A 24,365-nucleotide genomic window follows, 5' to 3' on the forward strand; every position below is an offset into this window, starting at 1 on the left:
TCGAATCTGTGGTGTCGAAGGCAAATACGAAGCCCTGAGTGACTTCGATAATGCGTGCGACCGGTGCGCTCGCAATGCTGCTGAAAGCGCCAGTGAGGATCGACTGCTGAATCTTGTCAGTGCCATTCGTGGCGAGCGTCGCATTTCCGAACTGGCAGAACCGCCAGCGGTTTTCACCGCCGGTGTACGTCATTCCGGAGACGTCCGTTTGCGTCGAGCCGACGACCTCGATCAGCTTATTCGATGTGCCCACGATCGTCCGGTATGTGCCGAGAAGAAGTTCGCACGTCGCTGCGCCGGTAACCTCAGACGGGAAGGCGTCGACGGCCAGCGGCGTCGGTGTGGGAGCGCCGCGCATACCGCGAAGCGTCGGGATCATGTTGGCGCAGTCGAGCACTGCGCCTGGCGTCGTCGGATCGGCCGACGGCGTAAAACCAGCGAAAGGGATGGTGCCTGCCATGCTTACGCCCTGCGCATTGTGAGGGGTTGCTCCGGCACCTTCGCGGCGTTGTCGTCATCAATCAATTCGCCGATGGCGGCGTCGCGCTTTTGCCCCCAAAGCGTGGCTCTGGCGTCGTCGCGTGTGTAGACTGCGGCTTCGTGAAGTGCCCCGTAGAGGTATGCGTCCGGAGCATCCTCCAGCAACCAGTTAGATTCGTTTGAGTCCGCCAACGGCTCGATCAGCGTGTAATAGTCGAGACGCAACACTTGACCGAGTTGCGGCACGCTGAGCGTCATGTTGTTGCCCTGGATCTGATAGCCGAAGCCGATGTCCTGCTGTGGGCCGTTCGCATATGCCGAATCGAAATCGTTTGGGAATGGCGACAGCGTGTTGCCGCCGTAATATGCGCGAATAATCCGGCGCCAGTCCGACGGCAAGCCAACGCGAGGCGAAGTCGGCGTTATCTGGAACGTCGCGCGCGCATTGCGCGTATATATCGTTCGATCGAAATGGGCCTCGGCCAGCATGATGAAGTCGGGGAACAAATCCGCGAGGTCTGCCCGCTTGAGCCAGCGCTTCATGCTGGTTTGCAAGTCGCTGTAGGAGGCGATCCCCATGTCAGGCACTCGCCTTGACTGCCGATACCACGCCAGCCGAAACTGTTGCCACAGCGGGGCTGTTCAGGCCAGCATTGCCGCTCGACGTGGTTCCCGACGAATTTTGGAGCACGAGAGAGGCACCATTGGTGACGATGGCATCGGTCGCCGCCAGGGAAACGACGCCGTTTGTCGCCGTCAGGCTCCGGGTGACGGTTCCAGCGGAATTTTGGACTGTCACAGGACCGTTAATCGCTACGGGGACGCCGTTACCGCTGCCGTCGCGTACCTTTACCCAGCCCGTCGTGAGTTTGACGTAGACGTCACTCGTCTGGTCATCCACGGCGGTTTGCCCCGGTGCGCCAACGTTCGCGTTGAGGGCCGCGACAGCGGAAAGAGGAACGTGCTTTTGCAGAAGAAATGCCATCACACTCTCCCGGGGTGAATGCGGAATAGGCTGAATTGAGGGTCGTTAAGGATCGCCTTCAAGTGTTTCTGATCCGACCAGAATTCAGGCCACGAGATACCCGTCTGAAAGCAATACGCCTCGATGACGATCCCCGGGATGTTGGCCACGTGGCGCATTTCTTTATCGCCGAACTGCCGGGTAGCACGGAGCTCGGCATTGTGGTCGAGCAAACCATCGAACCGCTCGGTGTGAGCGATGATGGTTTGCTCCCGATCAGGGTCGGCGATGAACTGGGTCGTCGACGTCATAGGAGTGCGCGGAACTTGTCCAACACGGCGGCGATCTCGGACTTGCCCATATGCTCGACGTGTTCGAGTTCTTCGAGCAATCTGTGCAGCAATGTCCCATGGTCCGGCAACGCTGCCGGACCATCGGGATTTCCAGCGACGGTCAAGGTCGCATCGAGATCGGGGCCGATTTTATCGGTTACACCGGCCACGTCCGCTTCCGTTGCGATGGTGCTGCTCGCAGAATCGCCTGTGTCCTCGGACTGCCCCGTCGGTTCGACGTCGGCAATGCTGAGCGTCGCGTCGGCGGTTGGGTCCACATCGGTGCCGGATGCTTGATCTCGAAATTCCATCAGTGATTCCCCAGTTTACGCGTGCCGCTGTTTCCGGCGTTGCTGTTGGACAGTCCTTTCACCGAAAACGAGCTGCCTTTGCTGCCCGCACTCTTGACGGGAGGGACCTTCGGTGCAGCGCTCGATTGGTTGCCCTTGGCCGCAGTCGATACGGCCTTCTTAGCTTGGGGCAGAGCGTACTTATTACCTTTCATGTGACCTCGCTATGGGGAGGCCTGCGCCTCCCCGGCAGGATTACGACAGGTCGCGGATTTGGCCGCTCGACGCTTCGTTGCGTGCTTCGAGCGTGCCTTTTCACGCTCAACCTCGATCTGGCCTTGCACGAGTGCCATTTGGGGATCGGGTTTCGGTGGGGCCGGCGGTGGAGCAACGGGCTTTGAGAAGAATTGCGACGGCGTGCCGAGTTGCAGCGCCTTTACCAGTTCGGTCGCGGTGTTATAAATGTTCTCGGGCGTAGCGATGCTCTGGATCGCGGGGTTCGCGCTCTGCGCCATCTGCGTTTGCACCGTGAGCATCTGCGTCCCCGTCACGCATGTACGGGAAAATGACAAAGGTCTTCTCGCCGCGCACCTGCTCAGCAACTCTAAAGGCTGCAATCGTCGCGGCGCTCAAGCCACGAGCGCTGAGCCAATCGCCCACAAGCGATGTCGGCTTGTGGCACTGCGGCTTCGCAGGGCGCTTGTAGCTCGGCATCGGTCGTTGCGGCATGTCGTCACGGATACCGAGAAAGCGCTTGGCTTCTCGCATCGCCTCCGCGATCGACAGGGCACGGCATTCCATCCACAGGTCGAGCAGATCACCTTTTCAGCGACAACAGGGTGATACAACCGCCCATCGCTGCACTTCACCCACCCGTGAAGCGCGCCATCACGCACACTATTCCAGGTCTCATCCAGCTTTCCCTTGTGCCAATAGCCAGTGCGCTTTGCGAGCCATTCGTCGTTGTCGGGGAGAGAACCTGCCGGCACTTCATGCCACGCGACGCACCACAACAAGACCGCAGACCAACAGGCCTCCGGTGACTCATCGTGTGCAAGATCGGAGCGAAGAAGACGCGGTACGTCGATTGGCATTTCCCGAAAGTTGCGTAAGTCGCAATCGGCGGGAGTCATTGGCGTGGGGTATTCAGACATGGCATTGCTGTCCATCTCGCTGACTTGAATTGGGTCGGGGCGTGCCACGTGCACAGCGAACACATGGCGCGGCTGTACATCCGCTGCCCCGTTAGAAGAAGGTCGGTCAGTGCCGAGAGAGGTCGAACGCGTCATACAGCTTCGCGACGATGCGCGGCGGCAAAATGCCGCGGCAATAGCCGGCCATGAGCAAGCGCTTCAGGACCCGCTTCATCAGAGCAACCCCAGGGCGGCTTCCATCCGTCGAACTTGATCCGCGCTTCGTTGGTGAATCTCGAAACGAATCCGACGCCAGCAAAGGGATCGAAGAACGCGGTTGGGCGTGCTCGTCATGAGGGCACCGAGCAGCGTGATGCGCCGCTCGCGGGCCTCATCGTTTGCTCGGACCAGTTCAGGCACTTGTTCGCGGTCTTCGACGGACGGTCCCAGTGCGGAGAACGGAAATCGAGGGGCGAACGCCACCCCGCAGCGGCCAACGTGGAGCAGCGAAGTATGGATAGCCATGACGTCCCCGCTCAGGCAGTGGGCTGCGTGTACCCGAGGGGATCGGCGAAGTACCGGTGGCACTCCTCGTTGCTATAAACCGTGCAACGGGGCGTCAACCGGATCGCCTTAGGCGCCCGCCCTTCAGCGGACATAGCTCGCCAAGTTTCGCGACAGACGGGGAGGAATGGTTTGATCTGCGACCAGCGGGAGAATCCCGTTCTGGGGAGATCTTGTTGCAGTGGGATAGATTTCTTATCGGTTGCCATCGCGTAGCCTCCTTAGGCGTCGTTTGCAATGGCTTCCTATTATTCGCAGAATCGGCCGATTGTTTGCCAGTTGGCAAAACTTGTTGCCAACTGGCAAGCGGCTACTTTGTGAGCAGGTCCAGCCCCGACTTGATGTTTGCCCGAATGCTTGAGCTACTTAGACCGTTGTCATCTGCATTCGGTAAGGCCGCGATGACTTCTTCGATTGAGTCAGCGACCTGCTTTACGTTGAGCTTTCCGCCTCGCTGATATTTACCTGCTTTCTCTGACAACAGCAACGCGAGGGCGGCTAACTGCTTCTGTAGCGTGGCCTTTTCCCTACCCAACAGCTTCGGCCCATCCGACGGCAGATCTGCTCGATCTGCAGAACCAGCGAGCATACCCTTTTCCGACGCCCAATTGAACCAACTCGGCTCTATCCCCTTCCCAGAGGCCCACGCCAAAAAATATGACGGTGATGGTCTCTCAGGGTGCTCCCCGCTATCCCACAGTTCATTTAGCAGATCATAGTAGTGATTCGTCTCCCAACAGTACTCTTTAAGTCTGGTAACTGGCGACGGTATCAGATCAGAGTAATCTGACCAAAGACTGAAGCCAGAGAGCGTACGAAATAGTCCGATATCGAGGAACTCGCCAGCTTCAGTAATCATTTGCGTCGATGCGGATGCGGAGCTTGCTTTTCGCCTCGCGACTCGAGTCTGTTCAGAGCACGGCTCGAGACCTAGAATCAGGGGAATCGCTTGATCGCGCGTCCAACTATCGAGCAGCAGCCATTTGGCCAGTAGTTCGGGTTCATCCGTACCGTTTAGGAACCTCTCAACTTCCTCAACACGCTTCGATATTCTCTGCTCAAGATACTTGAGACGTAGATCCAGGTGCTCCTGCTTCCTGGCCCTACGTTCCTGCTCGAGTCTCGTCACCCGTTCGAATTCCGCAAGCAACTCGTCACGTTTTTTCGCTACGACGGCACTGGTATCCACTTTGAATGGCTGCTCCATTGCGCCCTCACACATCTAGATATTGAAGCTAATCACCGGGAAAAGCGACGTCCAATCTTGCTTCTCTAGCCCAAGCTTGATTTCACCCATTCTGTCATTCAGTCGTAAAAGCGTTTGCATCACTCTGTACGCCTCGCCAACCACGGCTCACGTTCACCAAGGATCTCGGCACCCAGCTTCGCATCTTCGAACATATGCTCGGCCACCTCGTGGAGATGCGCGCCAACGATCTCTAAAGCATTGAGCAGACCTAGGTGAGCCGGCGCCCCCAAAGGCTCGCCCCCAGACATCAAGGGTTCGGAGAGACTATTGTGCACAAGACGGGCAATAGTTGTCACGGCTGCTGACGCTCGTCGAATATCGGCAACGTTCCCCGAATGGACCAGATACCGCTCGGGTTCTCCTTCCGTCAACCAGTCCTTGACGAGCGCACCACGAAACCACGGTTTGTGGTACTCAGCTTCCTTTTCCTTTGCGGGTTTCATCTTCGGCACGCTCATTGTTCACCTCCCGCCTCGGCAGCTTGATCCATCAGGGCATCCGCAACATCCTCGATTCTCCGGATGAGGGAATCCGAGGCGTATCGCGCCAGATTGACGAGTGATTCGACCGTTGTGGGCAGGAGCGGGGCGCCGTCCGCATCACTGGCGTCGCTTCCTGCGAGTGAAGTTTCGGTGATGTTGTTGCTCGTGATTGTGAGAACTGTCGACACCCCCGAAGCGACTGTTCTGACGTCTTCGAGTAGATCGGTGATCCGCTCCAAGCAGACTACGCCGGAGGGAATAGACTGCATCTTCTGGGCCGGGAACAGCCTGAAATCTGCATCAAGGGAGTTTTGATTAGCGCGCATACAGCCTCCTACGTTTGGTAGAAAGCCTGCTTTTCCGCTCTCAAACGGGGTGGGCAGGCACATGGCAGGGTTGAGAGACCGGAACGTAGGCACCGGCGTGCGCAAGCGCACCCCCACCATGGCCCGCCCGTTGAATGGGCGTGCGAAGGCGACGGACGTAAAAAAACCGCTCAACGGCGGCTGTCCGCCTACGTTTTACCGGCTCTCACCCCGGACCGCTGTTGTTTCAGCGGTGATTAAAGGTTAGTGACAAAAGTGGCATACGTCAAGAGGGCTTGCTCGGGAGATGAAATTACTTCGGATCACATACAGGTTTTGCGAAGGGCTTCACAACGGTAAGGTCCAACCGTGCAAGGTAGCTCGACATTGCCTCTTTGTGCATTGACGCCGCCGCAATCATTTCCGGATCAACGGCCGGCACTTTTGCGAGATATCGAAGAAGCTCGCCAAGCCTTTCGTTCGTGGAAACGAGCAACTCTTGGACTGCAACGTTTCGGTACCGCTCAGCAGCAACGGCCGTCTCGGATGACTTGCGAATCGCTTGCGACTGGATCCCGAGCACCACTAACCGGAGGGCTGCCTCCTCAAGAGACTCGTCGGCGCCTGCCGTAGCAGCTTCGATGATTTGCTGCAAGCCCTTGGGAATCTTAGGGGGCGGACCAACGCTTCTTTCGAGTCGATCGACGATCTCCTGATTGAGACTGCGACCCGCCGCCTCAGCCTGCAAACCTAGTTCCCGGCGCAGTTCCGAGCTCATTCGGAGCGGATAAGCACGGGCCTGTTTGGCACTCGATTTTTCGGTTTCCATAGCACCTCTTGACTAAATCTATCTGATGTGACGATACTATCTATATGATTCAAAGTAGATTCTACTATGATTCTTTTTGTGGATAACAAGAAAAGGAGATCTTATGGAGGTGCTGCAACCGAGTTCGTACCCGCTGAGAATGCCGGCGGACCTGCGGAATTTTCTGCAGGAGAAGGCCGACCGGCTTGACCGGTCGCTGCATTGGGTGATCGTCAATACGCTGAACGACGCAAGGAAGAAGGAGTCGCGCACGAAAGCGGAAGAACGATAGAAAAAGCCCCGACCGAATATCTGGGGAGATGGGCGGTCAGGGCTCGGTGTTCAAACTTGGAGAATGAACGCATGTATCCTAGCACGCGGGCGTTGACGCCCCAAATTAAAGTGCCGTTTCACGGCGCAGAGTTGTTGCTTGTCGAACACGGCGGGCAGCCGTACACCCCGATGAAGCCCATCGTCGTGGGTATGAGTCTGACGTGGCATGGGCAGCATGCGAAACTGAAGGAGAATCGGGAGCGGTGGGGTATTCTCGATTTGAGAATACCTTCCAGCGGTGGACTCCAAGACATGATTTGTCTCCCGCTTCGTAAGCTGCCTGGTTGGCTCATGACAATGGAGCCCAACAAGATCAAAAATCCTGATGTCCGGGCCCGCGTGATTCAGTATCAGAACGAATGCGACGATGTGCTCTGGAAGTACTGGACTGAGGGGACCGCAGTGAATCCGCGCACCGGCAATGAGAGAAGCACGTCGGCCGATCGAGCCGACGCCTTGCGCTATGCAACCGAACTGGTGATCGACCGACATGTACCATTCAGCGCGGCCTATCGCGTGTTGAGGTTCTATGTCGGCACACCGAGTTTTCGCTTGATGACGTGCGATCAGGTCATTAGAGCGACCGAATTTGCCAAGAGGCTATTGGCGCATCTTGACACGCGCGCCGACTGGATCATCATCGAGAAGCATAGAAGCGAGCTTGCCGGGGCGCCCGAACAGTTTAGCCTGGACCTGCATCCTCGTCTTGGGCCCACCCGAAACTAACCGCGTAGCAATATCAATCCGAATCTCGAGTAGAGGTGCGCCTGCCAAGGACGCGCCTCTCCGCATATTCGATGGGATTTGGAAAACGCCCGACGGCGTCGCAGAAGACCCTGCGCAGGGTGAAAATCTTCTGACAGTAGTTCGATACCGTCAAACATCGATGGCTGCCTCCCCTCCAGTACCATCGCCCTGCGCAATCTTGTATCCAGCGTCCGAGGGCGAATCGCGAGGTAATTCGCGAGTTCCGCCTTACCACCATGAAAATTCTGGAGCGTGCGGAGATATGCTACCGCTTCTGAGAAGCGTCCGGAAACGATTTCCTCTTGCTCCCGTTCTCGCTGCGCACGCTCGAGAATCTCAGCTGGCTCCGTCGAAACGTCAGCAGTCAGACGCGCTGCCACCGAGTTCACCACAAACTCGCCATCGTCAGTACGTGACTCCTGGTCGAGCCTATAAGCGCCTCGGTCCTTGTAGTTGGCGAAGAAGCCGAAGCGCCGCATCAGGCGAGTCAGAATGCCCTCCTGAAGAGCAGCGTCCTCTGGCGCCACGTCGCCATTTTCGGCGACGTAGGCAACCGCCTCCAGATATGCCTCTGACTCTAGGTCTTCGACCTCATATTCGTTTTTTGAGGCACGGGCAATGCGTTTAAGCGCATCGCGCATCGGGGCGAGGAGTCGTGCCAAGAAGGTCCCGTCAAGTATATTTGCCATTTCCCATGCGTGAGGCGTCCGTATAGGTATGCCAGTACGCCATACGGGTTCTGATCCACAGTCTTTAGGACCAATCTGGTTTAGTGCACGTCAAAAAGAAAAACGGAGCAAAAGCTCCGTCTTCAGGCTACATCTCCCCGAACTACTGGGCAGGCGTCGGTGGCACAGTGGCATAGGCCCCACAACCTTTTGAGGCACGCAAATCATCCAATGCAGCGCGCCGCCGATTCGCGCTTTCCATCGCCGAGTCCTTTTCCATCATGTTACCGATGCCGAAGTCTCCCAGAAACGAAAGCACTGACCGACCGTCGAACTGACTCTCACGATTTACGTGATCGATGAAGCCATTGACTTTGGCCGATTCTAGATCGATTTCTCGACACGTCATCGTGCCCTTCTCGTAGCCAGTGAGTTCCCCTTGGCGGCCATAGTTTTTTGTTGCGCAGCCGGAAATAGCCACGACCGCGATCACAGCAAACAGAACTTGCTTCATATTTCCCCAGTCTGAATTGTCTTTTTGTACGAGCGGCCGAATGTACACGCGACCAGCATCCGACACAACACGCTAAACCAATTCGAGTTCGTCGACTTTGGGGTAAAGCTCGATTTTCGTGGCGCGTTAGATCAACAGCCGACCAGCCGATGGTCGATCGCCGTCTGGATCTCGTCGATAAGCGCCGCCTGGATTAGGTCCAACGATTACCCTTCGCCTGCTTTAGTTCCCTGGTACCGAACGGCTCAATGAGTTCGACACCATCAAACGGTGTGACTCTGATCGTGATTTCCCGAACGGCGGGGTGATCCGTGATCTGAATGTCGACAGTGCAACCGCGATGCACGAACTTGAGGGAAGGCATTGGAGGCACTCTTCATGAGGTGAATCTGGTCGAATGATAGTATCAGCGTCGGCCTACGACAGACTTCAGGAATTCGCCCTATGACAGGAACGTAGGCGCCCGATCGCTCGTACCGAGTTGCTGGCATGCTACATTGGGGCAACGAAACTCGGTTCGGGGGATTTTTTGGGGTATTTCTCAAACCACTGCCCTCCTGAAGCTTGTCAAATCGACATATTCGATTCCTGTCGGGGACCAAAAGACTGCGCCTCATGGCGCTCCCGAATGACAAAGAAAGCCCCGTGCAGCGAATGCTGCCGGGGCTTTCTGTTTGCCGCGTCATTACGGTGTGACGCTCCCGCCACACTATCGCCCCATCGCTGCCCCAGTCACAGCGTTGTCACACGCGCACGCAAAACCCGCGACAACATCGCCTTTGCATCAGCAGCCAAACGACTCATGGTTTTTACTTAATCCTCACCTACGACTCACGAAAGCAGCGCCGTAATCCATTCGTAACCCCCACTAATTTTGAGAGGGGATACGCGATTTACGCACGTGCTAGCATGCGGCGCGGAATGTTCTTACGGAGCATTTCAGCATAGGAGTCCTACCATAAATTGATCCCACTCCTGCTTTTTGGACTCCTGGCATTCGGCGGCGTCACCGACTTGGCCAAAACCCAAGCGTCAATCGGGTGCGGCAGCGCCGCCATTTCCAGAACAACATTCTAAAGAACTAGGAAAATGGCACACCATCTCGTAAAAATCTCCGGTCTGCTGCTGGCAGCCGGACTCATGGCGGGTTGCTCGACCATGAACCAGGGGAGCAGCAGCGCCAAGACGGCCGCCACCGGTTCGGCCGGCGGCGCGAACTCCGAAAATGCCAACGCCTCACTTGAGAAGTGCGATCGCCCGCTCGGCACGATCGCCGTCATCGAAGACACTTCAGCCCCCTGGTACGGCGTGCTGACCGGTCAGTACAAGCTCGGCTCGACCGTGCCCGTGCTCAAACTCCTCGTCCAGCAATCGAACTGCTTCGTCGTCGTCGATCGCGGTCGCGGCATGAACACGGTCATGGGCGAACGCGCGCTTCAGGAGTCCGGCGAACTGCGCGGCAAATCGAACTTCGGCAAAGGCAAGATGGTCGCCGCCGACTATGCGATCAGCCCGTCGATCACCTTCACGAATAACAACGCCGGCGGTGTCGGCGGCAGCCTGACGGGCGTCCTGCCGGGCGGTATCGGTGCCGCCATCGGTGCCCTCGCCGGCAGCATGAACTCGAAGGAGGCCAGCACCTTGCTAACCGTCATCGATAACCGCTCGAGCGTCCAGATCGCCGCCGCAGAAGGCAGCGCCAGCGCCATGGACTTCGGCGCGCTCGGCCGCATCGTCGGCAGCTCGGCCGGCGGCTCGCTCGGCGGCTATTCGAACACCGCCGAAGGCAAGGTCATCGTGGCAGCCTTCACCGACTCGTATAACAACGTCGTGCGCGCCGTGAAAAACTACAAGCAACAGACCGTCGCCGGCGGCCTCGGCACAGGCGGTCAACTCACCGTTCAGGACGACGACGCCCCGGCCCCCGCCAAAAAGGTCGTGCGCAAGAAGAAGTAATTCGACGTTGCCCTCACCTCACCCCTCAAACTCTGTCGTCGACGTTTGAGGGGTGACACCAACGTCGCCGGAGACGCATCCGCCCGGCGGGAACCCGCTCTGCAACATCTCAGCCCGTCGGAACACCCCCGCCCCCGCAACCGCACGAGCCTTCGCGAAACGGCCCGCCGCGATCCCGCCAGCCCCCTTCCCGCAAACATCCGTCGGCCCAGCCCAATACCCGCACCACGCCCCAGCCACGCCCCAGCCACGCCCGAGCAATGTCAGCGCAACGTCCACACCCTCTCTCGCCCATCACGGCACGCCAAGCGTCTCCCGTCTCCTCCCCGATCTGCCGCACCGGTCACCATGCCAGCGGTACCCAACAGCGCGCTCGATACCGTCCGCTTCAAACCTCAAATATTTTGCCGTCCGGCAAACGAATCCGCCTCGGGGGCAAAAGCTTCGGTGCGGCGACCTGTTCCATCGCCCCTATCATGCTCTTCGTGCCTCCCCCGATGTCCTAGCTGTAACGTTGCCGTGCACCCGCCGTCCGGTGCCGCGCTCCCTCCATTCCTTGTTCGCTCTCGACGCCAGGATTCGTATGACGAAGCCTTCGCAGCGCGCCGTCCCGCCCCCCTCTCCAGCAACGCCCCTGCCGCCAGTGAGATCGCGCACGCCTGGGCTCAGGTCGGCGCCGCACTCAGCCCACATCCGGATTGCCCGCTCCCGAACTGGGCCGGGGGTGGCGACACGCTCCATCAACATCTGCTGGTCATCGGTGCCGGGCACGATACCGAAATGATCGATCAGTTGCGCCACCTCGAGACGGCCGCTGCACGCTTCGGCAAGATAGGCTTCGTGGGGCCGACGGAGGCGCGTCGGCTCGTCGAATGGTCGATGGGGGAACGCATTGTCGTGTTATCGCGAATGCCCCGCAATGTCTCGGACTGGGACCTGCGCTGCCCGCTCGCCGCACTGGCCCGCACCCTCGGGCCACAAGCCGCTCATGCGCACGCAGGACGCCCCTTCCTGCGTGTCACCGCCACCGCCGCGCGTCACTGGCGCGACCGACTCGCCGCGGCGGCGCAGCACGGCTTCTGTGTAGGTCTTGCAGGATGGGAAGCCTTTGACGACGCAGGCACAGGCCGAACGGATTCATCGCCGCACGTCTCACGGCCCTCCTCACTCTCTTCACTCGCCCCGCTACTGCGCGTTCCGGGGGTTTCGTGGGTACCGCTGGGATGCCCTGGAGATGACGCATCGTCCGCCATGCCACCCCAATCGGTCGACTGGATCGACTGGCGCGCCGACTGCGACGATCTGGCCGACGAAGCATCGCTCATCGACAATCTCGATCTTGTGATTGCGTTGGACTCGGCCCACGGCCATCTGGCCGACGGTCTGGGCGTGCCGGTGTGGCGTCTCGACGCCGCGCGAATCACGGCCTCGCAACGCGAAGGCGGGGGCGACACGCCATTCAGTCCGCAACGTCGGGCCACCATCGACGCGCTGAGCCGCTTCCCATTGCCCTGCGTCGCTGACGACTGGCCCGGGGCCGTGGGTGCCGCCGCCGACGTATTGCTCGCCATGGCGACGGAATTTCAAGGCTGGACTCGCTGATCGTCCTACCGACGGACAGCACCGCGCGCCGCCCCCCAGCGCATCGCGTATTCACGCCAGACCGTCATGCCATTACGGTATTACGCCATTACGCCAATGCGCTATTACGCTGTTATGCCGTCCAACGATCCCCGACCTGTGCCGTCTTCACCCACGCCATGAAGGCGCTGGCTTGCGGCGTATCGGCCGGGGGCGACCAACTCGCGTAATCGGACTCCACGAACGGACGATAAGGCCCATGCTTCACCTCGAAAATCACCGCCCCTGGATCCAGCGAAAGCACGGTGTGATAAACGCCGACCGGGCTCTCGATCACGCTCGCGCCCTCCCCCAACACTTGACGGTCGACGACGGCACCCGCTTCGTCGAACGTCAGCACAACGACCCTGCCGCGCAACGCCGTCAGCAATTCCCAGGTGTGAAGATGCCGATGCGGGCGAATGTACGTTGCCGGCTCCATGGCGATCGCCAGACGTTGAATGACGTCGTCCAGCGATTCGTGCAGGTTCTGGTTCATGCGGGCACGCGGCGATTGTGCGGCTTGCCCGGTCAACGCGTCGAGCGCGGCGAAGGTCAACGTTTTCATGGGGATATCGTGGGGTAAGCGGATGATGCGTTGTGCAGACGGCGATGGCCGCGAGTGTAGCAAATCGACCCGCCGCGTCCGACCATAAAAAAACCCGCCAGACGGCGGGTTTTTCGACTTCGCACGACATTGCGCCAATGCGGCGCAATCGAGTGCTTAGTACATCTTCTTCTTCAGGGTCTGGCTGCGCAGACGCTTACGCAAACGGGCCACGGCAGCAGCCTTCTTGCGCTTGCGTTCAGCCGTCGGCTTTTCGTAAGCAGCGCGTGCCTTGACTTCCTTGATCAGGCCCGTGCCATCGATAGCGCGACGGAAACGACGCAGTGCGACTTCAACGGGTTCACCGTCTTTGATAACGATCTTGGTCATGCAATATCTCGAATAATGTTCGGCTCCGTAAGAGCCGTAAATTGGATTTACCGCGCAAAGCTACCCTTCTCCGCCCTGCCGGAGACATCTCTCCTGCCAGACGCGACGAACGGACTTGCTGCGGACTGCACTACACCACATCCGGCGGGACCGCGACTCACCTCCTCTGCGATCTCCCGATTGGCTTTCGACACCCTGCCCGCTGAACTGCGAACCCGGTATCGCGCCTTCCAGACTGGCTGAACGGTTGATTGATGGCGAAGCGGCGCACTCATCGTTCGTCAGTGAGTCCCGCTTCCCGCAATGCCCATATTTTGGACAAGGTCGGGATTATACACATAAAGGACGTCGAATGCACACGTTTCGAGGCCCTGCCCTGTGAAACGGGCCCTGCCAGGGGATGGCAGGGCCCGCAGCAACGGAAAAGACGCCAGTCGGCCCTTCCCCGTTCCTGGAGCGGCAATCGTGCGATTGCGCAGGAAAACCCGCTTAGAACTTGTGGCGCACGCCCGCGATCACGGCGATCTGCGACTGAGCGCCGGTGCCGGTCGGCCCGCCAACGTTGTCGATCGCGGCAACGACGGCGTCACCCGTGGCGCGTTGGTACACGCCGTTCAGGTACGTCTCGGTGCGCTTGCTGAAGGCGTAGGTCGTGCCGGCGTTGATCTGGAACCAGCGAGGCTTCGTCCCCTTCGTGATGCCGGACAGCGCCGTCGTGCCGCCCACGCTGCCATCGCTGTAGATGAACGCCAGACCGCCCAGCAGGTTCGGCGCGATCTGGTACTTGCCGTTCAGTTCGAACGTATTCACGCGAATCGACGACTGATTGACGTAATTCACCTTGGCATAGCTGTACACGAAGCCGATGGTGGCTGCCTGGATCTGATACGAGACGCCTGCCGCCGCGATGTCGTGCTTGTCCACGGCGCTCGTGTAGAAGATGTCCGTAGCGCTGGAATAGTCGGTCGAGACGGCACCGGTGGGGTTGGCGGCCCCAGGACTCGACAAGTGCATGTAGGCGAGCGCGGCGGTCAGCGGGCCATTGGCGTACGAAGCGCCCAGGCTGAATGCCTTGTTATGCGCGAAGCCCGTCCCGTTACCCGTGTTCGCCTCGTTGCTGAAGCCGTACAAACCGCCGAACGAGAAGCCGTTGTAGTTCGCGCTCGTGTACTTGACCGAATTGTTTACGCGAAACGAGTTGTACAGGTTGTCGATATCGCCAATGTGCGCGCCATACTGCGTGGCCCACTGCTTGGCCGACGTGAGCGGGCTCACGAAGTCAACCACGGAGTCGTATTGACGACCGATCGTGACGCTGCCGGCTTGAGCGCTTTGCAGACCGACATATGCCTGACGACCGAACATGCGACTGTTTTGCAGCAACGCGCCGTTCATCAGGTTGAAACCGTTTTCCAGCACGAACACAGCCTTCAGACCGCCGCCCAGGTCTTCCGAACCCTTCAGGCCCCAGCGGTTGCCCTGACCAATACCGCTCACGGCCTGGAAGTTATGAGCCCCCTTGGCGTTCAGCCCCCCTGCGACATTGTTGACGTAGGCAACGCCCGCGTCGATCACGCCGTACAGCGTAACGTTAGTCGTCGAGCTCTGCGCCATTGCAGGCGCGGCAACGGCGAAGCTGGCAGCGGCCAGCGCCGTGAGTTGGAAGCGCTTCATCTTTATCCTCTTTGATGGTGATCTTATATTTCTGGCCTGCATGACAGGCGTCCACTGTCGCTACGGCCGCCTCGGCCTGAGCGACGAGGATGCTGCAACGCATATGCAATGGAGTGCTTACCAAATGACAAACGGTGCTTTCCATATTAAGGAACAGCACCGCCGGTCGTTTGCGAGCGGGTGCATTCTGACACGTTCGTGACACGGCTCGCACGCAAGTGGTGCATTTGCAACACATGAAATAGCCCCCCGGATGCCGCGGGGTTACGTCACTGTTTCGTCGCGCTTGATGACGCTCACCATGCTCACGCGACAGGCGACGTGGCATCGCTTTCGCAAGACGCGAGCCACCGCAATCGATAAGACCAACGATATCAACGAAGCAATGAAAAACGGCGCGTCACCGCTTGGGCACGCGCCGTTTCCGAGATGAAGAAGGTCGTGAAATGTGTTCGTCGACCGCCGTTGAGCAGATCGAGGACGTCAGCACATCAATCGATCTCCGGTGACGGGCTCACACCTTCGCTACGCGCTGACGCGTCGTCGCCGCAGCGCGGGTAGCGCGTTTGCCCACACGCCCCGCCTTGGCCGAGACAGCGCCATTGACGGCTTTCGCCGGTGCGGAGGGTTTCACGGCCGCCGGGGACTTCGCGGGACCGACCGTCTTCTGCACCTTTGGTGCGCTTGGTACCTTGGGGGCCTTGAGACGCTGCACCTGAACGGCACCGCTCGCCGCGCTTTTTGCCGCCTCCACGACCTTCGCGACCTTCTCGACCTTCGCGACCCTCTCGGCCTTCACCGCCTTCACCGCCTTGGCCGGCTTCGTCGCTTTTTCAGCTTTCGGCGCTTTGGCGACTTTGGGCCGCTTTGCCTCTTTCGCGCCACTCACGCCGTTGTCCGTCTTTACGCGTTTCGCCTCGGGGGCGCCCGGCGCAGGTTTCGCGACCGTCTTCGGCGCGGCCTTCGCTGCGGCAGCCAGTTCGAGATCGATGGTGTGTTTGAGGCCAGCGATCACCGGCGCGGCGAGATCGTCCGCAAAATGATCGAACCAGCGTTTGGCCTGCAGCAGTTTTTTACCGCCGAGGCGTCGCTTGTGGCCCTCGTCACTGGCGATCACCTTGGCCGAAAGCCGGGCACGCCCTTTCGAGAGGCGCTCGAGAACGGTGATGATGGTGAACCCGCGATGCGACGTCTTCTGCTCTGCAGACATAATGGCCTCCTGATGTACCTGCCGCACGGCAGGCCCGGATTAGGTCAAAGCCACGATATGAACCACGTGGATGCGACCGATCCTACCACGCCGGAATGTCGATGCCAGCAGGCATGCGGCTTTCGGAGACATTAGTGTGTGGTGGACGCAACCTCGGGCGGGTTCGGCGCCTGCGCGAAATACTGAACGCTGGCCGGAATTGCGAAGCGGATGTCTTCCTTCAGGAACGCGCGCATGAGCGCAAGGTTAATGTCCTGCTGCAAATCCATATAAAGGTTGTAATCGGGACTGAGCACAAAATAGACGACTTCGAAGTCGAGCGAACTCGCACCGAACTGCTTGAAGTGCGCACGATCGAAGCGCGTCTTGCCGCTCGCCTGCACCACTTGCCTGACCATCGCAGGTATCTTCGCGATTTTGTCCGGCACGGTGTGGTACGTCACGCTAAAGGTAAATACGATGCGACGCTCCGACATGCGTTTGTAGTTATGCAGCGTGTTCTTGAGCAGTTCGGTATTGCCGCAGACGATTTCCTCGCCACTCAGACTGCGAATGCGCGTGGTCTTGAGTCCGATGCGCTCGATCGTGCCGGAAACATCGCCGAAGACGATAAAGTCGCCGACTTCGAACGGCTTATCCAGGCCGATGGCCAACGACGCGAACAAATCGCTCAGCACGTTCTGCACGGCGAGGGCGACGGCGACACCCCCGATACCGAGGCTGGCGACGAAGGCGGTGATGTTTACGCCGAAATTCGCGAGCATGGCGAGCAACAACACCGCCCATGCGAGGACCCGCACCGTCCACGCCGTCATGGTGACGATGACGGGATTGTCCGGCACCGTGGCGCGATGCTGCATGCGACGCGCCGACCACACGCCCACGGCGCGATTGACCCAAAGCGCCAGTTGCAGGCAGAAAAGCACCGTCCAGCCGCGAACGATAGCGGTGTCCCACTTATCGCCGAGATCGAGCATCTTCAGCCCGATGAGCAACGCAGCGAGCAGGAGAACGAAGTGACGCGTCGCCCCCAGCACCTCCGCAAACATCCCCGCCGCCTGCGATTGCAAACGCCTGGACAGCGCTCCGAAACGTACCAACGCGAGACGAAGCACACCGCTCATTACGCCGTAACTCAACACCATGGCGATGACGGCGAACAACCCGTCCGCAGGTGAAATCCCCTCGAAAGCCTGTAATGAAGTAAGCGCGCCGATTTGCAAGCGTGGCCTCCTTGCGTAAAGGTCAAAACTCGTCAGGACGCAAGATATGTGCCGACCGGTCGATCCGTCGTCCGGCCGGTCGGGGAGGCACCCGGGCGATGCCGCAGGCGTGCAGATCTTTCAAACGGTGGAAGAAATGACAGCGACCGATCGCCCTCGCGCGAACCGGAGCGTCGGCGAAGGCGCGCGCTGCCGTGTGGTGCCATGTGGTGCCGATCGGCACGGGGGCTGCTGGAATCGACGCAACCGGCCAACAGATTGTTCATTTTTTGCGCCCCTCACCGCACACCATCGCGTGGCGTCAACGCGGCCCTGCTCGCCACCGCCATCACAAAACTCAAAAACATCATTCAGAAATAATCACTTACACCACATCCGGGATGTGCATATGCAAACCATTTTTGCTTCGTAGTCGTCGCGCGGCCACAAGGTTTTAATACGCTCTCGGGGCACAGGCGATCCAGATTCCAGGGAGATGTCCTTATGCCGTAGATGGGGACCACCTTCTGATCGGACCATGACGAAGCAATCATTGCGAAGCCTTTCGCTTTCCCTCTTGTCGGCACTGTCGTTTGCGTTGTCGCCCGTGGTTTCGGCTCACGCACAACCGCTGAGAATCGGCACCAACCCGGGTATGCTCGGCGACACGCTGGAGGTCGCTGCACAGGAAGCCAGGAAGCAGGGCATCGACGTGCGTATCGTCGAAATGACGGACTGGACCACGCCCAACGTGGCCCTCTCCGCCGGCGATCTCGATCTCAATTACTTCCAGCATTCGGCCTTCCTCGAAAACGAAATCCGCGAGCGGGGCTACAAATTCGCAAAAGCCGGTGTGGGCGTGCTACCGAACATCGGCCTGTTTTCCACACGCGTCAAACAACTCTCGGCCCTGAAAAACGGTGCGAGCGTCGCGCTCGCCAACGACCCGGTCAATCAGGGTCGCGGCCTGCAACTGCTGGCCCGCGCGGGCCTCGTCACACTCCGGCCGGGCGTCGGCAGCAAAGCGACACTCGCCGATATTACCGGCAATCCGAAGAATCTGAACATCAAGGAAATCGAAGGACCGCAGCTCGTTCGCGCGCTCGACGATGTCGACCTGGCGCAGGGCTACCCCGCGCGCTTCGTCACCGCCGGGCGGCCCGATATCGCCACGCATGGCTTGCTTTACTCGACCACCGACGATGTGCAGTACGCCCTCGTGTTCGTCTCGCGCGCCGACAACGTCAACGATCCGCGCATTCAACAGTTCATCAGGATCTATCAGGAATCTCCGGCCGTAAGGGCCAAGATCGACGCCTCATACGTCGGCGACCAGCGACTCTACAGCCTGCCCTGGCTCAAAAAGTGAGCGCTATCCCCCTCCTCTCCTTCCACACGCTACCTGTTTCCGGAGTCTTACATGAAGCTTTCCTTCGTCCTGCGCACGGCGCTTGCCCCGTTGGCCGCACTCCTCATGCTCAACGCCAGCGCTGCCGACAAGTTGCGCATCGGTGTCGTCCCCGGCGCCTATGGGGACTCCATCGCCGTGGCGGCCAAAGAGGCCAAACGTCAGGGCATCGATGTGGATGTCGTCGAATTCACCGACTGGACGACGCCGAACATCGCCGTGAATTCGGGCGATCTGGACATCAATTACTTTCAGCACCAGCCTTTCCTGAATAACGCGATTCAAAAGAACGGCTTCAAACTCGCCAGCGCGGGCACGGGCATTCTTGCCAACGTCGGTCTGTATTCGCTCAAGCACAAGACCATCGCCGAGGTGCCGGAGCGCGGCACGGTCGGCATCGCCAACGATCCGGTCAATCAAGGCCGGGGGCTGCTCCTGCTGCAAAAGGTCGGCCTCATCAAGCTCAAGAGCGGTGTGGGCTTCCTCGGCACGCTCAACGACATCGTCGACAACCCGAAAAAGCTGCGCTTCGTCGAAGTCGAAGGGCCGCAACTCGTACGTATCACGGGCGACGTGGACATCGCGCAGGGCTATCCGCACTTTATCGTCGCCGCGAAGGCGTTCGATCCGTCGAGCGGACTGGCCTATTCCGGCATCGAAGACGCGCAATTCTCGATTCAGTTCGTCGTCAAGGCCGATCGTGTCCAGGACCCCGTGGTCAAGAAGTTCATCCGCATCTACCAGAACTCGGACGCAGTGAAAGCGACTGTGAATCAGGCTTTCAACAACGACAAACGACTGTACTCGCTGTCGTGGGTCAAACAATGACGCGCTTCGTCGCGAAAGGAGCCCGCTCATGAGCGTGACAGCGACCGCAAGACAAACGCTGGCAGAGCACGCCGAGACGCCGGTCGTTCTCGCGACGGCCGGCCGTGCCCCGTCTCCGGCAGCGACGCCCGCTGCGCGTAACGACGCGAGCCTCAAAGGCGCCGTGGCGTTTCGCGACGTGACGAAAACATACGTGTCGTCTGCCGGGCTCGTGACCGCGCTCGACGCCATCGATCTCGACATCCGGCCAGGCAGCGTTTTCGGCATCATCGGACGCAGCGGCGCGGGCAAATCCAGTCTGCTGCGCACCATCAACCGGCTGGAGCGCCCGAGCGGCGGACAGGTGCTCGTCGACGGTGTCGACATCGCTACGCTGAACGACGCACAGCTCGTACAGCTTCGCCGTCGCATCGGCATGATCTTTCAGCACTTCAACCTGCTCTCGGCCAAGACGGTCTTCGACAACGTGGCGTTGCCGCTGCAAGTCGCGGGCGTGCCGAAAGCGCAGATCGACGCCCGCGTGGGCGAATTGCTCGCGCTCGTCGGTCTGTCGGACAAAGCCGGTACGTATCCCGGTCGCCTCTCGGGCGGACAGAAGCAGCGCGTCGGCATCGCCCGTGCCCTCGCGACCGGCCCCGAGATCCTGCTGTGTGACGAAGCGACGTCCGCGCTCGACCCCGAGACGACGCACGCCACCCTGCGCCTGCTGCGCGACATCAATCGTCAGTTGGGCATCACCATCGTACTCATCACCCACGAGATGAGCGTGATTCGCGAGATCGCCGATCAGGTGCTCGTGCTCGAGCAAGGACGCATCGCCGAACTCGGCGACGTGTGGCGCGTATTCGGCGCGCCCCGGCACGACGCCACGCGCGCGCTGCTCGCGCCGCTTCGACATGACTTGCCCGACGATCTGCGTCAGGCGATGCAGCCCGATCGGCCCGCCGGTCCCTGCGTGCAGATCCTTCAACTGACGTATCGCGGCGCGGACGGACTGGAGCCCGACTTCCCCCGTATTGCGCAAGCGTTGGGCGGGAGTGTCCGGTTACTGCACGGCGGCGTGGACCGCATTCAGGGTCACTCGCAGGGGCAGTTGCTGATCTCGCTCGCCCCCCCGCCACATCGCCCGGACGCCCCCGGCGAGCGCACCCCGCCGGATTGGCAAACACTGACGCGCGGGCCGAACGCCATCGCGCATGACATCGAGGGACTCGGATATGTCGCTGACGCTGTCCATCTCCATTGACCGCTACTGGAGCGCGCTGATCGACACGCTGATGATGGTCGGCGTGTCGGGCGCCATCGCCTTTGCCGCAGGCGTTCCGCTGGCCGTACTACTGATCGTCACCGCACCGGGCGGTTTCCTCGCATGGCCGCGCGTGAACCGCGTGGTCGGTGGCGTGATCAACGGGTTTCGCGCAACGCCCTTCATCGTGCTACTCGTCGCGCTGATCCCCTTCACGCGCCTTATCGCCGGCACCACCATCGGCGTATGGGCGGCCATCGTTCCGCTCGCCGTGAGCGCGACGCCCTTCTTCGCCCGCATCGTCGAGGTCAGCTTGCGCGAGGTCGATCCCGGACTGATCGAAGCCGCCCAGGCAATGGGTTGCGAGAAATGGGACATCGTGCGCCATGTGTATCTGCCCGAGGCCCTGCCGGGCGTCATCGGGGGCTTCACCATCACGCTCGTTGCGCTCATCAGCGCATCGGCCATGGCCGGGGCGGTGGGGGCAGGCGGGCTGGGCGATCTGGCTATCCGCTACGGCTACCAGCGATTCGACACCCAGGTCATGTTGATCGTGATCGCCGTGCTGATCCTGCTCGTCACGCTCGTGCAAACCGCGGGCGATCGCTACGTGCACTGGCTTCGCAGCCGCTGAATAGCGCGCGCCCCCACGCCCCGTCCCGCATCGAGGAAACGCCTAATGACTCATCCAGACGCTACGATCTCCCGAAGCGCCCATAGCTCTCATAGCCCTCATAGCGCTCCGAATCCCGCCGTGTCGGCCGATCACACGGGCCCGGCCGCGCCCCCACGCACGCTCAACCGCCTGCCGCTACCCCCCAGCCCACCCCATCGCATTACCAGCGAAGCCGAAGCACTGACGATTGCTCAAACCCTCGCCGACACCTTCCGCGCGAGCGCCGCCGAGCGCGACAGCGAGCGTCGCCTGCCGTGGGACGAGATCGAGCAATACACCGCGAGCGGCCTGTGGGCCATCACCATTCCCCGGCAATACGGCGGGCTCGGCGCATCGTACGTGACGCTGGCCCAACTGTTCGTCACGATCTGCGCGGCCGACCCGTCGCTGGGTCAGATTCCGCAGAACCACTTCGCGGTGCTGCAAAACCTCTCCGACATGGGCGATGAGGCGCAACGGCAGCGCTGGTTCGCCGATGTCCTCGGCGGCCAGCGGATCGGCAACGCCGGCCCCGAACGCAAGTCGAAGGCGGCACGACTCGACTCGCCGACCGCGCAACTCACGCGCGACGCCAACGGCACCCTGCGCGTGAGCGGCACCCGCTATTACTCGACAGGCTCCGCCTTCGCGCATTGGATACCGTTTCGCGCGGTCGACGAGGAGGGTCGCCCCGTGCAGGTGTGGGCGCGGCGCGACGCGCCCGGCGTCACCGTCTTCGACGATTGGGACGCCTTCGGCCAGCGAACGACGGCCAGCGGTGGCGTGATCTTCGAGAACGTCGCCGTCGAAGATCGGGACGTGGTGCCCGTCTGGCGATTTGGACAAATCCCCACGCTTTCTGGCCCGGTCTCGCAGTTGATTCAGGCGTCTATCGACGCGGGCATCGCCCAAGGCGCGCTGCGCGATGCGCTCGACTTCGTACGCGACAAGAGCCGCCCCTGGATCGATGCCGGCGTGCGTCAGGCAAGCGATGACCCCTACATCATCCACGAGATCGGCCAATTGCAGATCGAGGTCGACGCCGCACATGCCGTGCTGCTCGAAGCGGCGCAATATCTGGACACGCTCGCGCTCGGCCCCATCGACGAGTCGATTTGCGCGAGCGCGTCGGTCGCCGTGGCAGAAGCCAAGATCCTGACAACCGAAGCGGCGCTGAACGCGGGCGAGCACCTGTTTGCGCTCGCCGGCTCGGCGTCGAGCCGCGCCAGGTACAACCTCGACCGCCACTGGCGCAATGCCCGGGTTCATACGCTGCACGACCCGGTGCGCTGGAAATACCACCTGCTCGGCAATTACGTCCTCAACGGCGCGCTCCCGAAGCGACACCAATGGAACTGATGGGCACGGATTGCCCGGCCTTCGCAAGACATCCCGACATGACATACGCCTCGACACTGGCGCGCCTCCCAGCGGCCGCTCAAGCCAGCCATGCCGCCAACGCGGACGCCCCCAATGCCCCCAATGCCCCTACCGCCCCCGAAGATCCGTTGCGAGCGTCGATCCGAACGGATCGGCCTGCGCCCGCGCCTGCCCCGCAACGAAACGCAGACGTGATTCGGGACGATGCCCACGCGCTAGAAGTCGCAAACGCGTTCGCCACCGACATCGCCGGCGACGCCCGCAAACGCGATCAGGAGCGCCGGCTCGCGTGGCGCGAGGTGGAGCAGTTCAGTCAAAGCGGACTGTGGGGCATTACCGTACCGAAGGCTTACGGCGGCGCGGGCGTCAGCACCGGTACGCTGACGAAAGCGGTAAGCGTCATCGCTGCTGCCGATGGCAGTTTCGGTCACATCCCGCAAAACCATTACTACTCGCTCGAAGTGCTGCGCGTTGGCGGCACGCACGAACAAAAAACATTTTTCTACGACCGCGTATTGCGCGGCGAGCGTCTGGGCAATGCGCTGGCCGAGGTCGGACAGCGCGACTTCAAGCGTCGCACGCAACTGCTGCGCGAGCCGGGCGGCTGGTTCGTGAATGGGGCGAAGTTCTATTGCACCGGAGCGGTCTATGCACACTGGATTCCCACCCTCGCCGTCGCTCAGGAAGACACCGGCGAGCGGGGCTATCTCGTGTTCATCCCTCGCGCCGCGCCGGGCGTGACGATTACCGACGACTGGGACGGCTTCGGCCAGCGCGTAACCGGCAGCGGGTCGGTCCAGTTCGAGCGTGTGCGCATCGAGCCGGAATGGGTCGTGCCGTTTACCGCATCGTTCGAGCGGGCGACCACCATCGGTCCGTTCGCCCAGATCATCCACGCCGCGCTCGACGCCGGTATCGGCCATGGCGCGTTGCAGGCCGCGCTGCCGTTCATCCGGGAGCATGCCAGGCCATGGATCGACGCAGGCGGGCAACGGGCCGCCGACGATCCGCTGCTGCTCGAACAGATCGGTAACGTTCACCTGCGCCTGCGCGCCGCCGACGCCCTCATCGCGCGCGCCGCGCATGCCGTCGACACGGCGCAACGGGCGCCGGACGACGACAGCGTGGCGGCCGCGTCGATTGCGGTGGCGCAGGCCAAGGCGCTGAGCACCAGCGCCAGTTTGCTCGCCAGCACCAAACTGCTCGAACTCAGTGGCACGAGCGCGACATCGGCGTCGCTCGGGCTCGACCGCTTCTGGCGCAACGCGCGCACCCATACGCTGCACGACCCGGTGCGCTGGAAGTATCACGCAGTGGGCAACTATGTTCTCAACGGCGTGCGCCCGCCCCGCCACGGGGCGATCTGAGGCCAGGACTCTC

Annotated in this window: 27 protein-coding genes and 1 pseudogene; 10 read left to right on the forward strand and 18 right to left on the reverse strand. The window is 60.8% G+C overall.

What is annotated here, in order from left to right:
- From PAN31108_RS24630 to PAN31108_RS24685, 11 genes and pseudogenes are all read right to left on the reverse strand, one after another.
- Positions 1–460, reverse strand: a pseudogene (locus PAN31108_RS24630) (hypothetical protein); the annotation flags it as partial.
- 2 nt (positions 461–462) lie between these two features.
- Positions 463–1,059 carry a phage adaptor protein gene (locus tag PAN31108_RS24635; protein ID WP_150671392.1) on the reverse strand — a complete coding sequence of 199 codons (597 nt, stop codon included), beginning with the start codon at positions 1,057–1,059 and terminating at the stop codon, positions 463–465.
- 1 nt (position 1,060) lies between these two features.
- Entirely contained in the window at positions 1,061–1,465 is a 405-nt protein-coding gene (locus PAN31108_RS24640) for a hypothetical protein (RefSeq protein ID WP_150671393.1), read from the reverse strand.
- A complete protein-coding gene (locus PAN31108_RS24645; RefSeq protein ID WP_150671394.1) occupies positions 1,465–1,755 on the reverse strand; it encodes a hypothetical protein in 291 nt (96 codons plus the stop codon). The genes PAN31108_RS24640 and PAN31108_RS24645 overlap by 1 nt, the downstream gene beginning before the upstream one ends.
- Positions 1,752–2,087 carry a hypothetical protein gene (locus PAN31108_RS24650; RefSeq protein WP_150671395.1) on the reverse strand — a complete coding sequence of 112 codons (336 nt, stop codon included), beginning with the start codon at positions 2,085–2,087 and terminating at the stop codon, positions 1,752–1,754. The genes PAN31108_RS24645 and PAN31108_RS24650 overlap by 4 nt, the downstream gene beginning before the upstream one ends.
- 203 nt (positions 2,088–2,290) lie before the next feature.
- A complete protein-coding gene (locus tag PAN31108_RS27305; protein WP_150671396.1) occupies positions 2,291–2,602 on the reverse strand; it encodes a portal protein in 312 nt (103 codons plus the stop codon).
- A complete protein-coding gene (locus PAN31108_RS26555; RefSeq protein WP_174995137.1) occupies positions 2,523–2,867 on the reverse strand; it encodes a hypothetical protein in 345 nt (114 codons plus the stop codon). The genes PAN31108_RS27305 and PAN31108_RS26555 overlap by 80 nt, the downstream gene beginning before the upstream one ends.
- 1,206 nt (positions 2,868–4,073) lie before the next feature.
- The gene (locus PAN31108_RS24670) at positions 4,074–4,970 is read right to left on the reverse strand and encodes a hypothetical protein (protein WP_150671398.1); all 897 of its coding nucleotides are present in this window, start codon (positions 4,968–4,970) and stop codon (positions 4,074–4,076) included.
- A 119-nt stretch (positions 4,971–5,089) separates the two neighbouring features.
- Positions 5,090–5,470, reverse strand: coding sequence for a hypothetical protein (locus tag PAN31108_RS24675; RefSeq protein WP_150671399.1), 381 nt, complete (start codon positions 5,468–5,470; stop codon positions 5,090–5,092).
- Positions 5,467–5,820: a hypothetical protein gene (locus PAN31108_RS24680; protein WP_150671400.1), complete on the reverse strand. Its 354-nt coding sequence runs from the start codon at positions 5,818–5,820 to the stop codon at positions 5,467–5,469. Before PAN31108_RS24680 ends, PAN31108_RS24675 begins: the two co-directional genes overlap by 4 nt.
- A gap of 292 nt (positions 5,821–6,112) precedes the next feature.
- Positions 6,113–6,628 (reverse strand): Arc family DNA-binding protein, encoded by a 516-nt coding sequence (locus tag PAN31108_RS24685; protein WP_150671401.1) that lies wholly within the window; start codon positions 6,626–6,628, stop codon positions 6,113–6,115.
- Between the two features lie 103 nt (positions 6,629–6,731).
- On the opposite strand from PAN31108_RS24685, the gene PAN31108_RS24690 reads away from it, so the two are divergent.
- Both PAN31108_RS24690 and PAN31108_RS24695 read left to right on the forward strand, forming a co-directional pair.
- Positions 6,732–6,899 carry an Arc family DNA-binding protein gene (locus PAN31108_RS24690; protein WP_150671402.1) on the forward strand — a complete coding sequence of 56 codons (168 nt, stop codon included), beginning with the start codon at positions 6,732–6,734 and terminating at the stop codon, positions 6,897–6,899.
- Positions 6,900–6,970: 71 nt separating this feature from the next.
- Positions 6,971–7,666: a phage antirepressor N-terminal domain-containing protein gene (locus PAN31108_RS24695; RefSeq protein WP_150671403.1), complete on the forward strand. Its 696-nt coding sequence runs from the start codon at positions 6,971–6,973 to the stop codon at positions 7,664–7,666.
- On the opposite strand, the gene PAN31108_RS24700 is transcribed toward PAN31108_RS24695, so the two are convergent.
- Both PAN31108_RS24700 and PAN31108_RS24705 read right to left on the reverse strand, forming a co-directional pair.
- On the reverse strand, positions 7,663–8,349 hold the full coding sequence (locus tag PAN31108_RS24700; protein ID WP_174995138.1) for a hypothetical protein: 687 nt from the start codon (positions 8,347–8,349) through the stop codon (positions 7,663–7,665). The genes PAN31108_RS24695 and PAN31108_RS24700 overlap by 4 nt on opposite strands.
- 169 nt (positions 8,350–8,518) lie before the next feature.
- Positions 8,519–8,869 (reverse strand): hypothetical protein, encoded by a 351-nt coding sequence (locus PAN31108_RS24705; RefSeq protein WP_150671405.1) that lies wholly within the window; start codon positions 8,867–8,869, stop codon positions 8,519–8,521.
- A gap of 1,089 nt (positions 8,870–9,958) precedes the next feature.
- Between PAN31108_RS24705 and PAN31108_RS24710 the strand changes: the two genes are divergently transcribed.
- The gene (locus tag PAN31108_RS24710; RefSeq protein WP_150671406.1) at positions 9,959–10,825 is read left to right on the forward strand and encodes a CsgG/HfaB family protein; all 867 of its coding nucleotides are present in this window, start codon (positions 9,959–9,961) and stop codon (positions 10,823–10,825) included.
- Between the two features lie 780 nt (positions 10,826–11,605).
- Positions 11,606–12,427 (forward strand): glycosyltransferase family 9 protein, encoded by an 822-nt coding sequence (locus PAN31108_RS24715; protein ID WP_150671407.1) that lies wholly within the window; start codon positions 11,606–11,608, stop codon positions 12,425–12,427.
- A gap of 112 nt (positions 12,428–12,539) precedes the next feature.
- On the opposite strand, the gene PAN31108_RS24720 is transcribed toward PAN31108_RS24715, so the two are convergent.
- The 5 genes from PAN31108_RS24720 to PAN31108_RS24740 all read right to left on the reverse strand — a co-directional run bounded on the left by PAN31108_RS24720 (position 12,540) and on the right by PAN31108_RS24740 (position 17,489).
- On the reverse strand, positions 12,540–13,013 hold the full coding sequence (locus PAN31108_RS24720) for a WbuC family cupin fold metalloprotein (RefSeq protein ID WP_150671408.1): 474 nt from the start codon (positions 13,011–13,013) through the stop codon (positions 12,540–12,542).
- Between the two features lie 156 nt (positions 13,014–13,169).
- Positions 13,170–13,382 (reverse strand): 30S ribosomal protein S21, encoded by a 213-nt coding sequence (gene rpsU, locus PAN31108_RS24725; RefSeq protein WP_010806331.1) that lies wholly within the window; start codon positions 13,380–13,382, stop codon positions 13,170–13,172.
- 489 nt (positions 13,383–13,871) lie between these two features.
- Entirely contained in the window at positions 13,872–15,056 is a 1,185-nt protein-coding gene (locus tag PAN31108_RS24730) for a porin (RefSeq protein ID WP_150671409.1), read from the reverse strand.
- Positions 15,057–15,570: 514 nt separating this feature from the next.
- Complete coding sequence (locus PAN31108_RS24735; RefSeq protein ID WP_150671410.1) at positions 15,571–16,266, reverse strand: hypothetical protein; 696 nt, start codon at positions 16,264–16,266, stop codon at positions 15,571–15,573.
- Between the two features lie 131 nt (positions 16,267–16,397).
- Entirely contained in the window at positions 16,398–17,489 is a 1,092-nt protein-coding gene (locus PAN31108_RS24740; protein WP_246184134.1) for a mechanosensitive ion channel family protein, read from the reverse strand.
- Between the two features lie 517 nt (positions 17,490–18,006).
- Here PAN31108_RS24740 and PAN31108_RS24745 point away from each other — a divergent pair.
- The 6 genes from PAN31108_RS24745 to PAN31108_RS24770 all read left to right on the forward strand — a co-directional run bounded on the left by PAN31108_RS24745 (position 18,007) and on the right by PAN31108_RS24770 (position 24,352).
- On the forward strand, positions 18,007–18,837 hold the full coding sequence (locus PAN31108_RS24745; RefSeq protein ID WP_150671411.1) for a MetQ/NlpA family ABC transporter substrate-binding protein: 831 nt from the start codon (positions 18,007–18,009) through the stop codon (positions 18,835–18,837).
- 51 nt (positions 18,838–18,888) lie between these two features.
- Entirely contained in the window at positions 18,889–19,704 is an 816-nt protein-coding gene (locus PAN31108_RS24750; protein WP_150671412.1) for a MetQ/NlpA family ABC transporter substrate-binding protein, read from the forward strand.
- A 28-nt stretch (positions 19,705–19,732) separates the two neighbouring features.
- The gene (locus tag PAN31108_RS24755) at positions 19,733–20,950 is read left to right on the forward strand and encodes a methionine ABC transporter ATP-binding protein (protein WP_150671413.1); all 1,218 of its coding nucleotides are present in this window, start codon (positions 19,733–19,735) and stop codon (positions 20,948–20,950) included.
- On the forward strand, positions 20,922–21,584 hold the full coding sequence (locus tag PAN31108_RS24760; RefSeq protein WP_150671414.1) for a methionine ABC transporter permease: 663 nt from the start codon (positions 20,922–20,924) through the stop codon (positions 21,582–21,584). Before PAN31108_RS24755 ends, PAN31108_RS24760 begins: the two co-directional genes overlap by 29 nt.
- Before the next feature lie 120 nt (positions 21,585–21,704).
- Positions 21,705–22,964, forward strand: a complete 1,260-nt coding sequence (locus tag PAN31108_RS24765) for an SfnB family sulfur acquisition oxidoreductase (RefSeq protein ID WP_246184135.1) — start codon at positions 21,705–21,707, stop codon at positions 22,962–22,964.
- A gap of 38 nt (positions 22,965–23,002) precedes the next feature.
- Positions 23,003–24,352 (forward strand): SfnB family sulfur acquisition oxidoreductase, encoded by a 1,350-nt coding sequence (locus PAN31108_RS24770; protein ID WP_150671416.1) that lies wholly within the window; start codon positions 23,003–23,005, stop codon positions 24,350–24,352.
- Positions 24,353–24,365 lie beyond the last annotated feature (13 nt).

The organism is Pandoraea anhela (assembly GCF_902459655.1).
Classification (GTDB): Bacteria; Pseudomonadota; Gammaproteobacteria; order Burkholderiales; family Burkholderiaceae; genus Pandoraea; species Pandoraea anhela.